This is a genomic window from Photobacterium damselae subsp. damselae (assembly GCF_038086725.1).
Classification (GTDB): Bacteria; Pseudomonadota; Gammaproteobacteria; order Enterobacterales; family Vibrionaceae; genus Photobacterium; species Photobacterium damselae.
In genome coordinates, this window is record NZ_CP146970.1 from 2,929,227 (window position 1) to 2,944,361 (window position 15,135).

Genomic DNA, 15,135 nt, shown 5'->3' on the forward strand with positions numbered 1-15,135 from the left:
GCGGTTAATTACCTTGCTTAATCTGCCCACATACCAACTCAAGGCTACTCAAATACTGACGTCCATCATTGAGAAGGACAAAGAACCGAGTTATAGGACAAAGTATCCATAAAAACGTTCATTTTCTATCAGCGTGACCTAGTATAACGAGATCTCAATTTTGTGCTGAACTTTATTGATAGTTACTTGATGCAACTCCCGCTTCAGCACGATAAATAATACGCTTATTTCCCTGATACACACCAAATGTCACTACAGCAGATGGATCCTCATCGCCCTGTTTTCGCCAGTTATAAGAGAGCCATGGCTGTAATGATGTAGATCCAAAACAGGATATCGCAGCATCAGTAGGTTTCGTTGAATTTGACAATCGTTGCCAAAAACGCACCTGCTGCTTAAACGGCTCAAGAGCAGAAACATCAGGATACGCGACTAACTTTTCATTACTTGCAACGCCTTGGTCAACATTACCGATACCTGATGTGCTTGGAGAATTTCCTTTATCAGGTTGAGGATACAAAATCTGACGGCAGTAATTTCGACCATCAAAATGTGAGCTTGAGTCATCGGTATTGGTTTCAAAGGCCGCACCATTCCAATACTCAACACGAAGTGGAATGGCTACCGGACCTCGAATATCACCAGCGGCATCTTGGAGAACCATGCGGCCATAGCGAAGATCATTACTCCCAACTAAGACCCCCTGACTATTTGACTTAACTCCTAATTGCCGCCACGTTACTCCATCAGGTTTAGTGGTTTGTTCAACTCGTAGCTGCCAATCAAAAAACGGCCCATCAGGCTCTGTCGTAGTTATGAGCTGATTACGAACTTGGTCTCGCATTACTACATATGGGGCTAATGGCCAATCAATTTGGCTTAATGTCCCCTTAGTAAAATTAGGCCAACTCAACTTTTGAGCGACATCTATTCTGGATAAACACTCTGGATCACTGATATCGCCACATCGCTTTAATCGACTATCTAGTGGTGTATACTCTGACTTAACATAGTTACCAGAATTAACTTTAAATGTAGCTTTAAGATCATCCGCAAAGCTTAGATAATTATGAACTAAATATCCCTCTTTATCTCCACTTCGGTTATAAGCCCCTAGTTTAAAGCCGACTTTAAACGGTTGCTGCAGATAAGTGAAAGAACTATTTTCATTTGTGTTTGCATACGTAACCTGAGGGTTTGTTAAAGCAAAATAAGCTGGATAAAAACGACCTATATGGCGTTGGCTTTTATCTATGTTCATCCCTAGGTAATCATCTAGCCCCACTTGATACCAGATACTACCAACTTCGTCCCAAGTATTTCCTGTAATTAATAGCCCTTTTAAATCAGAACGAACAGTCATTTGACCAGATTTAAAGTTACCTTCATTACCATCTTTCGGGGTGTCTAACTGGTAGTGAATGGATAACTTCCCATTAATACTTGGGGCCCCAGTAGCAAGGAAATTATTTGTAACTGAGTACCCACAATAGTTTTGATTTGAAACATTGATGATATCAGTTCTTGACGACTTACTACTCTGCCAAACTAAAGGCTTAAGTAATACATCAAATGGCTTACCTGCACTAGCATACCCCTCACCAGAAGAAATATTACCATTAGCTAAGCGATATTGATTTTTTCCATTAAATGTCAAAGGACATATAGCAAAAGTCCATGGACGAGCATTAATGGACATAGAGCCAACAAGACCTTGAGATAATGCCTGTCTCAGTTTTTTTACTTGTTTCGATTGATTATTTTCAATAAATGGACAGCTATCAGGTGTACAAGTAGGATCAGTAACTTGCCATTTTAAGACTCCAGCCTCTCGATAACGCAATGTTAACTTTTCAGATTTACCATTAGTAAATTGAATATTTGCCAGATCTGTTGATCCTTGATGATTCATAATCTCCACCTTTATCGGACGGTTATGATCTAAAGAGCCATCTTTATTTTCTTCATAGGCTGGTGTAGCAGGCTGATTATATTGTGTTGAAAATTTTAGCGGTTTAAAACCATTATAATTGGTTATTACTTTAGCCAAGTTATCTGCTGGACAAGCAACGGCGGTAATAGTAGCACTAAAAGGTTTACCCGCAATGATATTGGCACTTTGCGGTGTTATTTTAAATCCACCGGGAATAAAAGAATACTCACCGACGGGAGCGGCCCCTTCCATTCTATCAATGGAGCCTGAAACTGTAATTTTTTCAGCATCATTTGCTCGAAGCCAAAACTTAGCTTGGTTATTTTTAACATTGAGTTGAAACGACGCTGTATTATCAAATGGTTCTGTATCAGAAAAACTCGCATTGTTAGCCCATTGACCACCAAATCGAGAAGAAATAGTAACGCGGATTTTACCTGTATAATTTGATGAACTACCGTCTGATGCTTGGACGTTAAAGGCTATAGGTTGATCATCACACAGGGTATTTGTTTTGATTTTTGGTGTAATAGTTAAGCTGTAGTTTGGCTCTGATTCAAAACAGGCACTTTGGCCATGAATATAGCTTTTAGGTGATAATGAATCCTGGCCAATTAAATCAATATCTAAAGCAGTTACAGCTCCTGTTATTCCAGTTAATTCACTACCATAACTACTCGAAATAGATACTTTTTGTTCAGAATATAATAATGCAGTTAACTGAGAACCATTTGTAATAGTAGCAATATAATTAGGGTTGTTATGTACATAAATAATCAAATCATCTGCTTTACCCGATGCTGATCGTAATATCGAACCACCCAAATTACCGCCGGCCATATCTAAAGCTTTTGTGTGTATAACAGTTCCATTTGGGAAAACTACATGTTGACCTTGATGTAAATATAAACTTGAAAACCAATATTCTTTCTTTGCACTGTTAATCTTCGATGGATCAAAAGCGCCATCATCATTTTGAGGCCAATCATCTAACTTTAACTTTCTTGAAAATGTGCCATTAGAAAAACATCGACTACCACTACAAGTAACAAATTTATATTGATTAACACCATAGTAAAAAACATGCTGAAAACCAACTCTACGCTGAGAGTTTACCAGTGGAGTTCCAGTAACCACTGTATGATTATTTATTGAAAAAATACCTTTTTTATTACTTTCCCACGTTTGAACAGGCCCTGGAAATAATTCACATGTTTCAGAATCCACTGCTTGTTGAAACGCCATAAAACCAAAACTCTCATTAGCATGGCGTCGTTCAATACAATCTTGTCCACCACATGCTTCAGTATCATTACCTCGGCGAGGCTCATTAAGATCTTCATCAGTCACAAAACTTACTTTTAATGGGTTCGACTGAAGCTGACATAATCGTAATATTCCACCATCTGAACCATTTCGACTATTTTTAGATGCTATCATTAAAGGTAAGCCACTAAACTGACTACTATTAGGGACTGGAACTAAATATTCACACTGCCGTTTAGAAGGCAATGTAACATTACTGAATCCTTTATATAAGCTATTGTTTCCTAATGTATTAGGAGTACTATCGCCGCCAAGTGAAAATAACAACCCTTTATATTGGCCCGAACCGTAGACCGTCAAATACGCAACTTCTTGTGGAGATGTAAGCCAAGAATATACTTGTTCATTTTTATGAGATAAAACTGTTTCACCACGATCTAAAGATAGGTAAATATTATTTTCATCTTTTTTAAGTGCTACTGCAGCAGTAAACCATTTATATTTATAACGGCCATTAAATACACCTGAACTAGGTAAATCATCTGAATTATTAGGAGCCTGTGTATTAACAATAACACCATAATTTAAACTTTTACTGAGAGGACTTTTTACGATAACAGCATTATCGTATATATTATCTTTATATTTAATATATTTATTAACGTTTATTTTTCTGGCTACAATACGACCTTTAGAGCCTAAATTAATATCAGCACCATTTTCAATAACAAAATAGCTAATATTTGTCATCGGTTTCTTTTCTATACACCAATCTTCACCTTCACATTCACCAAACGACTTTAATTCCAAGCCTTTATCATCATGTTCTGGTGTATATGGTGCAAAATATTGCCGGAATTTAACAATACCATCTTTAACACTAACCACTCTAAGAGTAGAGGGGGCATCATTCCATAGCATATTTTTTAATTCGTGTTCTTTTTTATCCAGTTCATTTTTTAATCTTCGACAATATCGACTATTCTGCCCCCAGCAACGTCTATTAATCTCTTTTTTTATTTTATCTATATCATCTTGTAAATCATCTAAATCATCTAAATCATCAGGAGCAACCTGATAAGAAAATGACGGCATCAAAAATACCAGAGGATCCTGATATTTATTTTTTAAGCTAATTGAGCATGTGTCATCAATACAAGGACCAGCAACACTACCAAATTCAAACTGATCTTGAGTTGTAGCAAAAACATTATTACTACTCAATAGCAACCATAACAAAATAATAAAATAACGCATTATCTTACCCCTCGCGCCCATACTTCTTGTGTACGTGTCATTGTTATATTTTTGCTGCCACATGTCGCTGTACTAGTTAATTTATATTCGGTGATTTGTTGATGATTATGCGAGATCTTTCGACTTTCGCAACTCACTTTAGCTTCACAGTTAAACCAATCTTGAGGTTTAAACAATAATGCTTTACATGCTGTTTCATCACTGCTGTGAGGCTGTCCCAGAGGAAATATTTGTGTCAGTAAAACCTCATTGGCTGAGTGGGCCGTTAGCCATGCACGTTCTGCTAGCACTTCTTTGGTTGTGGTATTTTGACTCGACCAGCCTATTTTAGTCATAGCAGCCGCCATCAGTCCCATCACAATAATGACAAAGAGTGCAATCATAATACCGCTGCCTCGTTGGGCTCGAATACTGTTATAACGCATTAAGCACCTGCACACTGTGATTATAATTAGCAACTTCTTGTGAGCTTGGATCTTTAAACTGTAATCCGATCAAAGCGATCGCATTACTACTTAACCCAGCTACTTCAACTCCAGGTTTAAACTGGCTAACATTCTGAGCCATTACAATTGGTGTTTTATTATCCGTCATTCGTACTATTGTTGAATTAAGTAAACAATAGCTGATCTTATTTTTATACAGATATAATCGGTTCGCCGGAGATGAGGTGGTAATCGGTGATGATACAGTTAAAGACCATAAATTATCTTTGCCGTTAGAAAGAGTCGCAAAATTAATATCTGATTTTTCGTATTGTTGAGGATCAATAAATCCAACCGCTATTTTGTCACTACTATTCCACTTTTTAGCATCATCAAACGTTGAGATATTTAAGCTATGACTGTTATTGGGCAAGTTATCGTAATAAGCCGCAGAGCCTACAATAGGATAAAAACTTAAGCATTTCGAACCTGATGTATCAGATACAGAAAGGCTATTTGGCGCAGCATGACGAATCTCTTTAGTCATTCGAGCCAATAGAAAGCGAGCTTCAGATTGTAAACGTTCACGATCAACAGTACTGGAATACCCTTTAATACCAGCTTCAATATAACTGCCAATCCCGACCATAATAATGGCAAGAATGACCATTGCGATAACCATCTCCATTAAGGTAAAACCCTGAAGTTTCTTCATCAGTAATTACCTCGCAACGCTTTATATTGATACGAGCCATAACGACCTGCATCTACCGTGACCGAAATCTGCTTAAGCGGCACTAATTCTGCGGCGGCTTTAGGAGCAGAAACAAGTTTGAATTGACCATGATTATTATCGACATAATTAACGTTAACAATAACGGCAATATGCTTGTATTCAGACTGAGAGACACCGGGAATTAACCCAACTAAACTGTTCTCTTTATCTTTAATAGCTCGATACTCTACACCTTGATGAGTCTTACACTGACTAAGTACCCCCCAGCAACCGATAAAATCATCCACATCATTAGAGTATTGAGGCTGATCTTTTTCTAACTCATCATCAGGCCCAAGTACTTTCGAACAAAGATTAGAGGTCATTGCACCAGAAACTGCAGATGGATAAGCTTCACCACAACGATAAACACTATCACCCAGCGGATCGGAGTGTTGGTCGAACTGGCGCGATAATATTTCATTGAAAACCGCATCTGCAATGGCAGCCGATTTGGCCTGATACATAGGAATCGCAGAGCGCTCTAACTGAGGAAAGAGAAAACTGGTTAAGGTAATCATTGCAATAGCAAGCAAGACTATCGTGATAATCCCTTCTATTAACGTAAAACCACGAGATTTTAAGTTAGTACTCACTAGCACAAACTCCTGCTGATATATAACCTTGACTGTTGATACAGATATGAGTTGTTTGCTGATTTTTAGCCGTAATCGTTATCTCACAGCCATTATTTGTACAGATACGTTCACCTTGAGCAGAAACAGGCTGGCCCAATAAATTGAAAGCAATAAAACTCGAGGTGCTAGAAAACTTGGTATGTGTATCTTGTTGCCATAGCGCATCGGGAGTTTGCGCGCGAAATTTCTGACTGCAGATATTTGCCGCCCCTAAGCAACTTGGCACAATAAGCAGAGAGCTGGTCACATTTTGGTTATTTGAGCTAACGCCTTGTCCTTGCATGGCTGCTATTTGAATTTGGCGCATAATAGATATCGCCTGATCGCGAGTAATATAGGCATCAAAGCCACTTCGCCCTGAAAAACGCGATGCTGCTGTAACCGATATAATGCCAATAAGAATAATGACAACGATCAGCTCGACGAGCGTAAAGCCTCGCTGATGGTTCATAGTAAGCCTCGGGATTGGATATTTAACCAAAATCCACCAGCAGGTACATTTTGGTTAAATAGCGCTCCGAAGAGCGCTATTTCAACTAAGGTTTAGTTTGTTTTACAAGCATTGCCAGTAGCAACTACTGTAGTTGTAGCAACTGCACCAGATGCCGCTTGAGTATACTTAACGTAACAATTACCAGAAGCATCATTAGCAAAATAGCTATCTTTACCTTTGAAAGTACACTGAAGTGCTGTTGGATTACTACCGTTAACTTCTTGACATGTCCAATCACCATCAGTACTGCTCAAACCGTTAACAGCTTTCTGAATACCAGCTGTATTAGCTGTAGGGTAACCATACGCAGTGGTTAATAGAGTTCCATCTGCAGCACTAACACCTACTTTAGATCCTGCCGCAGTGGCTTCAATACCTTTAATTGCCGCTTTACCATAAACAATACCAGCAGCGCCTTCGATAGCACCTTTTAGACCTTGTAGTGACGCATTACGTGCATCATTCTGTAGGTTCATAAACTTAGGTGCTGCAGTTACTGCAAGAATGCCTAGGATTACAATCACAACCACTAATTCAATTAGCGTAAAACCGCCTTGACGTTTCATAAAAACAACTCCAATTAATTTACTTAATTATTAATATTTACTTCAACGCGGCCGGTTGCCGGTGTATACGTAAAATAATGACCTGTAGTGATATCCGCGATACCACTACTATTTTTCGCTGATGTTGTTTGATAATAACGGCAAGCTTTTTCACTGCCCGAACCCAACATCGATACAAAAAATACGTTATTACCCGACGGAATCGACTGCTGATCCAGTGATGCACGCGGCGGGTTTTGTAATAAATTCTCTAATAAGTCGACACAATCTTGAGGAGCCATAGCTGAAAAAGGCTTAGAACTCCCATCAATGGATAGTGCATACGGGTAACCCATACGAATACCATCTTGATTAGACTCTTTAGTTAGTAGGAACTCACTACCATCATAATCCACACTGTTTACCGCCCCACTGACACCTTGCATCGTTGGACGGCCATATGCTTCCCACTGAGCACGAGCAGAAATCACTGCGGTTGCATAACCACCAGCCATACCTTCTACTGCGGCTTTCTTTGCTTGCTCAGTAATATTTAAAAATCGAGGCATTGCTGTGGCAGCCAAAATACCCACCACAATAATGACAATGACTAACTCGATTAACGAGAAACCCTGCTGCTTATTCATTGCACTGTCCTATAACAGAAATTGAAATTCATTCTGTTGTGCTGAAACTACCGACATATAATATCTCATTACTATAACCTAATCCTAGCCATTTATTTGGCGAAATAAGGTAATAGCAGGTGTCATATTTCAGTCGATTATGAATCTCATTGCGTTTTAACGCTAAATATTTCAGATCTGCCTTCTTACCAGCCAATAGTTGCCACATCTCTTGGCATCCACTATCACTATTTGACGATAATTTAGGCCAACCACGTTCTGTAAATTGGACTAAATATCCATCAATTATAGTTTGCTGAGGTCGATTGTTGAGTTCCCAATACTGCTTCAGTTGCGCCGCATTTTCTTGAAACTGTCCAACTAACATGTGCAAATGAGCCTCACGAGCACTACGCTCAATTTTGGCCCAATACATCATCATGATAGCGATAACGAGCAAAACTAAAGCAACAGTGACACTCCGGCGAACCCATAAATAATGACGAGTTTTAACCACCACGAGCCAAGTCCAACATGCCCCACATCGGGAGGAAAATACCTAACGCCAGCAGCAATACCATGCCAGCAACCACTAATAATAAAATGGGTTCAATACGCGTTGTCAGAGTTTTTAGATCATAGTCCACTTCGCGGTCATAAAAATCGGCAACTTCCATTAAAAGATCGTCAACTTGACCGGTCTCTTCACCAACAGCAATCATCTGCAACACTAACGGAGGGAAAATACCACTACTAACCGCAGTACTCGCGATACTTGCGCCCCCTTCAATGCCACTTTTCATTTCAATCAAACGGTTCTCTAAATAGCGGTTACCCAATGCCTCGGCAGACATCTGCAATGCGGTATTAAGCGGAACACCAGCACGAATCATTAACGCAAATGTACGAGAAAAACGGGCCATCTGAGCACGAGTCACAATACTGCCCGTGACCGGAACTTTAAGACGCCAGTTATCCCACGTCTCTTGCCCTTTGACGGTATTGCGCCAAACTCGTAACCCAATCCAAGTGGCCAATGAAGCCCCTAGTAATAACGGCCAGTAATGTACAAAGAAATTTGAAGTGCCAATTAAAATTCGAGTCGGCAGAGGTAACTCCATACCAAATCGAGAAAACATCGAAGCAAACTGTGGAATAACTTTGATATTCAGTACCACCATAGCCAAACCAATCGAGGTTAAAACAAACATGGGATAACGCATGGCAGAAGCTATTTGGCGACGGGTTTCCATCTCCTGCTCATAATAATTGGCTAACTGAAGCAAAGAGCTGTCTAAACGACCTGTGTTTTCACCCACATTGATCATTGAAACAAACAGTGGCGTAAATACTCGTGGATGTTGCTTCATTGAGACCGATAACGGACTACCATTGGTTAAATCGGCAATAACCGCTTCTAAAGTTTCACGTAGTAGTGGATGGCTAGTACTTTGTGCCAAACCTTTAATCGCACGCAGTAATGGGATCCCAGCTTTGGTTAAGCTATAGAGCTGACGACAAAAAATCACCAAGATCTCTAGCGGCAAAGGAGCCTTAAACAGCACCATTAAGTCGAAGTTAAGTGGAGACTCTGAGTACGGCTTTAGATCGAGCGGAATGATCCCTTGTTGCAGCAAAAGATCAGCGGCGGCATCACTGCTGGCAGCCTCTATTTTGCCTTGTCGGATCGCCCCTTGATAACGACCTTTATATTGAAACATCGCCATAAACTAGACTCACACCACCAAATCAACGTTGTCGCTTTCACCTAAGATCAGCACTTCATCAATACTTGTTGTACCGGCCATAGCCAGCTCCATCGCAGATTCAATCAACGGTTTATAACTTTGACTATTCCGTGCTAACTGACCAAATAGCACCGCATTATTATCTCGCAGTGCATCCATCATCGGCATATCAATTTCAAGCAGTTCAAACACACCGATACGACCTCGATAGCCAGAGAAATTACAGTTTTGACAGCCTCGACCATAATGAAAAGTATGCTGACTCAATTGCGGATAACGACTTTCCAACCACACTTGCTGCTGAGGTGCTAATGCCACAGGCTCTTTGCATTCTGGACAGATACGACGCACCAAACGCTGAGCGAGCACCGCACGTACCGCACTTGCCACTAAGTAGCCAGGAGCTTCCATATCAATCATACGAAGCGCACTATCAATGGCATTATTAGTGTGCAGTGTCGACAGAACTAAGTGGCCAGTTAGAGCAGAACGCAAACCAATTTCAACCGTCTCATGGTCACGCATCTCACCCACTAAGATCACATCGGGGTCTTGACGAAGTACCGTACGGAGAATCGAAGAAAACGACAGACCAATCTTACTATTGACTTGAACTTGGTTAACACGAGGCAAGCGATATTCCACCGGATCTTCTGCGGTGATCAATTTTTTACCCGGCAAGTTTAATTCATTAAGCGCACCGTATAAGGTGGTGGTTTTACCCGAACCTGTTGGGCCTGTTACTAAAATCATACCGTGTAAACGCTTAAGCTGACGGCGGAAACGGGTTAGGATCTCTGCCGGCATACCTACCTGCTCAAGACTTAAAATCCCGGCAGATTGATCCAATAGACGCATTACAACCGATTCACCGTGCTGTACTGGCATGGTTGATATACGGATATCGACTGAATGATCTTTTACTTTAATATTAAAGCGTCCATCTTGTGGCAGACGTTTTTCTGAAATATCCAGACCGCTCATCAGCTTCAAACGCAGCACCAATGCCGAAGCAATACTTTTCTCTTGTAATACCGTTTCGTGTAATACCCCATCAATACGCTGGCGGATACGTAAGACATCTTCATCAGGCTCAATATGAATATCAGAGGCCCCGACTTGGATCGCATCTTCAAATAACGTATTGATCAGCTTAACGACTGTAACTTCATCATTATCAACCGCTTCATCAAAACCAAAAGAAAAGGGATTTTGTACCTGATGTTCCGCTTTAAGTTGCTCGGCAAAAGAGGCGATCTCTTTAGTGCGGCGATAGTAGCGATCAAATGCAGCTAACAGTTGAGTTTCAGAAGCAATCACCAGCTCAACTTGATAGCCATGAAGCTGATCGTAAACGGCTTCCTGCGCGGTCAGATCGGCAGGATCACTCATAGCAACACGTACGGTATCGCCATTGCGACCAATTGCTAACGCACGTAAACGACGAGCATGAACCTCAGATAGTAGCGATACTGCATCACTATCGATCTTAATTCGGCTCAAGTTAACCAGCGGGATCCCTAACTGACGCGATAAGAATTCCAACATCTGTTGCTCGGAGATAAAGCCCATACTGATCAACGTATCACCCAACTTACGCCCGGTATTATGTTGTTCAGCCAGCGCTTGTTCTAACTCACTTTGCGCAATAATATTCTCTTCAACTAGAAGATCCCCAAGACGTTTTCTTAATCGCAGAGACATACACTTAACCTCGAGTTTTTGTTAATAACGCTAAACGTTGCTGAGCAAACTGAATTGACTGCTGAGAAATATGGCCATACTTCAATGCTTGCTGATAAGCCATGGTTGCTTTGGCTTTGTTATTGCTACGTTCTGCGGCAATAGCCAGACCTAGCCACCAGCGGCCATTTTGAGGTTGACGGTTAAGCAGTTGCTGATAAGAATTTAAAGCAATCGCGTTATTTTTAACTTCTTGAGCAAGGGCACCACGCATCACCAAATAAGGCATAGGCGCATTCGTAGGCACAGAATTTAAGATAGCCAGTGCCGCTTCTGGTTGAGATTCTTGTGCTAATAATTTCGCTAACGTTAAACGCAATACCGGCTGCTGAGGCGCAAGTTCCAAGCCCTCTTCCAAGGTTGCGATGGCACCGCGAACACTGCCTTGACCATATAAAGTAGCCGCTAGCTTTTGTCTTGCTTCAATCCAGTCTGGTCGATACTTAACGGCCTTTTGTAAACTGATGATCGCTTGTTGACTGTCAGCTTGTGCTAGTGCTTTTTCCGCTCGGTTATATTCAAGATCAGCCAGCTGGCGATTATTTAACGTAACGGTTTTAATCGACAATTGCTCAGGCTCATGACTCTCTTCAACAACATGGCGAGGCGCTGCTCTAACTTGAGCAATATGTACTTCTGGCTCAGATTCAAATTCCGGCTCAGATGTACTGTCATATTCTGCAACTACTGGCTTTATCGCTTGATGCTTCAGTTTAATCGGTGTGGTTTTAGGTTCTTCTACTTGAGCAATTGCCGCAGTAGAAATAGAACGAGGTTCCGCTATTATCTCGTTATCTTCTTCACTTGAAGTCTTTAATTCTTGACTGTGAAGTACCGGCAGAGAGTCACTCTTTACCTTAACCGTCACCTGATGATTAGAGACAGGATTAGACGCGGCAACCGCTGGAGTGACAACATGAAACCCGGCACCAGACTCATCGGCATCAATATAAGATGAACGAATGATCCAACCGCTAGCAAATACCCCCATCGCACAAAGAGCCACGGCAATACGAGATGGCCATACCGATTGAGCAACAGGTTTTATTTGCGCCATCTTAAGCGGAGGTAAATCACCAGATAGCGCTTGTTTTTGTGCTAAAGCATCTAATTTTTTATTAATAGAACTCATGCTTTACTCCACCCCCATGGAACGGGAAACAGCCATCGTGGTTGTCTCGCACCAGGTGTGTCTTGAATAGCCATTAGAATTTCACGTTGGCCAACCATCTGTAATTGGCTACTGCTTGCTGCAATTAACGCCTTATGACAAAGCTGGTTAATTAAACGCGGAATACCGTTACTGGCCTGCCAAATAAGTTTAGATTGAGGTAAAGAAAACAGTGGTAGACGACATCCTGCCTGATAAAGACGATGCTCAATATAGGCCACGGTTTCAGCCAAATCTAAAGCTCGCAGTTGTGCTCGAAACGTTATACGCTGCTGTAATTGCCGTAAATGATACTGTTGCAAACGCTGATCCAACTCAGGTTGACTCAACAGCACAATCTGCAACAGTTTCTCAAATTCGGTTTCCAGATTACCAAGCAGCCGAATTGTCTCTAAACAATCATCCGATAACGCTTGAGCTTCATCTAATACCACCACCACAGAACGACCTAACTCTTTTCTTCGAATCAGTTCATGTTGCAATTGTGACGTTAAAGCGATGCGATCTTTTGGCGGCTCCAACCCCAACTCGATTGCCAATGCGATTTTAAGTTCATCGCCCTCTTTTGGTGGTGTTGGGATGTAAGCTAAATCACAATGAACGGGCAAACGCTGAATGAGCATGCGACACACTAAAGTTTTACCCGTCCCAACTTCACCAGAGATATGAATGATCCCTTCCCCCATAGTTAAAGCAGCCAATGTGGTTTGGATAGCTTCAACATGGGGCGGCAACGCATGAAATAACTCCGTATTTGGCGTTAGAGCAAAAGGTGCCTGATGGAAACCAAAATAAGCCTGATACATGACTTATTTATTCTCTGGGAACCACTCATTAAGCAGACTTTGGGAGCGTTCTAACTGCTGCTTCCAAGTTTGCTCACCAACAACGGTTGGCTTAAGTAAAATCACCAACTCGGTTTTTTGCTGTACTTTATTGATATTACGGAACAGATTACCAAGGCCGGGAATATCGCCAAGTAACGGTACTTTTGATACTTGATCATGGGTTGATGTCTTCATCAGGCCACCAATCACCACCACATCACCGGAATGAGCATGAATGATAGAATCAGATTCACGAATAGAGCTTTTCGCCAGTGGTAATTGGTAGGTACCAAACTTATCGCCAAGATCGATGGATTTCACTTCATCTGTTACATCAACCACAGCTGGGTGAACATGCAGTAACACACCACCTTGATCATCAATTTGCGGAGTCACATCAAGAGAAATGCCAGAGAAGAACGGCGTTAAATTAATATCTGGAGCTGCCGTACTGTTATCACCTGAAACATTACTGCTCGATACGTTAGTGACAAAGTACTCATCACCACCCACTTTGATAACCGCTTTTTGGTTATTCGCCGCCGTTACGCGAGGGCTTGATAGCACATTAAGATCACCTTGAGTCGACAGAAAACGCATCACTGCACTGAAGTTGCCATCGGTGATTGTAATATTGGTTTGACCGCCAAGCAGCTCAGAAATATCGTTACCACCAGGGAGTGTGTTAATCAGCCCGGTAACAGGATTCACCACGGAAGGCTGACCAATAGTAACGCCACCACTGCCAATACTACGAGTAATATTGCTCCAATTAATTCCTTGCTGGTAACTGTCGTTTAACGTTACTTCAAGTATTTTGGCTTCTAAGATAACTTGACGCTTTAATCGCTGCTCAGACATTCCAAGGAACTTCTTCACTTCACGCAATTCATTAGGATACGCACGTACAGAAATTAAGCTCGCTTGTGGAGAAACCACGACACTACGGCCATCACCAGCACCAATCATAGCTTGAACGGCTTTTTGCAACTGCCCCCAGAAATCACTCTTAGATGTTGTTTCAATGGTGGTGCCGCCAGTCGTTGTACTATCACCTGAATTTAGATTATTGTCGTTGTTATCACTACTGTTGTTGTCATCATCATTATTGTTACTATTACTAGAACCATTTGATGAATCATTATCAGTCACAGAGCCTGTTGTGATCGAGGTTAAGGAAACCCCACGACGCTGCAATTGCAAATAATCAACGGGAATGATTTCAGTACGTAATGTGGCAGGAAAGACCTGAATGATATTATCAGCACGCGTGATCTCATAACCGTACATATCAGAGACCACTTTTAAGACTTCACTTAACGTTACATCTTTTAATTTTAGTGTTATTCGACCTGACACATTCGGTGCAATCACCATATTAAATGGCGTACCTTTCACAAGGCTGGTGAAAAACGCTTTCGCTTCAACATTACGAGCATTCACTTGAAAACGCTTTTCTACCACGTGCGATGGTACGGTAGAAGATCCTGACATAGGATCCATATTCGGCATTAGATCCGCACTTACCCCTTCAGGAAGATCCGTTAATGATGTATTATTAGCATCATTAACCGCTTGATTTAATGCTTGTTTTATTTCAACAGGATCGCGGTGCCCCATATTGGTTGAACAACCAACCAGTGACGCAATAGCTAAACCTACAGCGACTCGACGCATACTAACCATTC

Annotated in this window: 13 protein-coding genes; all 13 read right to left on the bottom strand. The window is 41.3% G+C overall.

Translation table 11 applies throughout. The features are described 5' to 3' along the window. Positions 1–172 precede the first annotated feature (172 nt). Positions 173–4,456 carry a DUF6701 domain-containing protein gene (locus WAX86_RS13395; RefSeq protein ID WP_341488900.1) on the bottom strand — a complete coding sequence of 1,428 codons (4,284 nt, stop codon included), beginning with the start codon at positions 4,454–4,456 and terminating at the stop codon, positions 173–175. Next, positions 4,456–4,881: an MshP protein gene (locus tag WAX86_RS13400; RefSeq protein ID WP_341488901.1), complete on the bottom strand. Its 426-nt coding sequence runs from the start codon at positions 4,879–4,881 to the stop codon at positions 4,456–4,458. Before WAX86_RS13400 ends, WAX86_RS13395 begins: the two co-directional genes overlap by 1 nt. After that, positions 4,871–5,596: a prepilin-type N-terminal cleavage/methylation domain-containing protein gene (locus WAX86_RS13405; RefSeq protein WP_341488902.1), complete on the bottom strand. Its 726-nt coding sequence runs from the start codon at positions 5,594–5,596 to the stop codon at positions 4,871–4,873. Before WAX86_RS13405 ends, WAX86_RS13400 begins: the two co-directional genes overlap by 11 nt. After that, complete coding sequence (locus WAX86_RS13410; protein ID WP_341488903.1) at positions 5,596–6,252, bottom strand: prepilin-type N-terminal cleavage/methylation domain-containing protein; 657 nt, start codon at positions 6,250–6,252, stop codon at positions 5,596–5,598. The genes WAX86_RS13405 and WAX86_RS13410 overlap by 1 nt, the downstream gene beginning before the upstream one ends. Beyond that, complete coding sequence (locus tag WAX86_RS13415; RefSeq protein WP_341488904.1) at positions 6,242–6,745, bottom strand: prepilin-type N-terminal cleavage/methylation domain-containing protein; 504 nt, start codon at positions 6,743–6,745, stop codon at positions 6,242–6,244. Before WAX86_RS13415 ends, WAX86_RS13410 begins: the two co-directional genes overlap by 11 nt. Before the next feature lie 92 nt (positions 6,746–6,837). Further along, positions 6,838–7,353, bottom strand: a complete 516-nt coding sequence (locus tag WAX86_RS13420) for a type II secretion system protein (RefSeq protein ID WP_158135370.1) — start codon at positions 7,351–7,353, stop codon at positions 6,838–6,840. Between the two features lie 23 nt (positions 7,354–7,376). Continuing rightward, positions 7,377–7,979 carry a prepilin-type N-terminal cleavage/methylation domain-containing protein gene (locus WAX86_RS13425; protein ID WP_065170856.1) on the bottom strand — a complete coding sequence of 201 codons (603 nt, stop codon included), beginning with the start codon at positions 7,977–7,979 and terminating at the stop codon, positions 7,377–7,379. A gap of 28 nt (positions 7,980–8,007) precedes the next feature. Next, the gene (locus WAX86_RS13430) at positions 8,008–8,478 is read right to left on the bottom strand and encodes a hypothetical protein (protein ID WP_341488905.1); all 471 of its coding nucleotides are present in this window, start codon (positions 8,476–8,478) and stop codon (positions 8,008–8,010) included. Continuing rightward, positions 8,468–9,685: a type II secretion system F family protein gene (locus tag WAX86_RS13435; RefSeq protein WP_341488906.1), complete on the bottom strand. Its 1,218-nt coding sequence runs from the start codon at positions 9,683–9,685 to the stop codon at positions 8,468–8,470. The genes WAX86_RS13430 and WAX86_RS13435 overlap by 11 nt, the downstream gene beginning before the upstream one ends. Positions 9,686–9,694: 9 nt before the next feature. Beyond that, positions 9,695–11,410, bottom strand: a complete 1,716-nt coding sequence (locus WAX86_RS13440; protein WP_065170859.1) for a GspE/PulE family protein — start codon at positions 11,408–11,410, stop codon at positions 9,695–9,697. Between the two features lie 4 nt (positions 11,411–11,414). Further along, complete coding sequence (locus WAX86_RS13445; protein ID WP_341488907.1) at positions 11,415–12,581, bottom strand: tetratricopeptide repeat protein; 1,167 nt, start codon at positions 12,579–12,581, stop codon at positions 11,415–11,417. Further along, a complete protein-coding gene (locus tag WAX86_RS13450; protein ID WP_341488908.1) occupies positions 12,578–13,426 on the bottom strand; it encodes an AAA family ATPase in 849 nt (282 codons plus the stop codon). The genes WAX86_RS13445 and WAX86_RS13450 overlap by 4 nt, the downstream gene beginning before the upstream one ends. A 3-nt stretch (positions 13,427–13,429) precedes the next feature. Next, positions 13,430–15,124 carry a pilus (MSHA type) biogenesis protein MshL gene (gene mshL, locus WAX86_RS13455; RefSeq protein ID WP_065170862.1) on the bottom strand — a complete coding sequence of 565 codons (1,695 nt, stop codon included), beginning with the start codon at positions 15,122–15,124 and terminating at the stop codon, positions 13,430–13,432. Positions 15,125–15,135 lie beyond the last annotated feature (11 nt).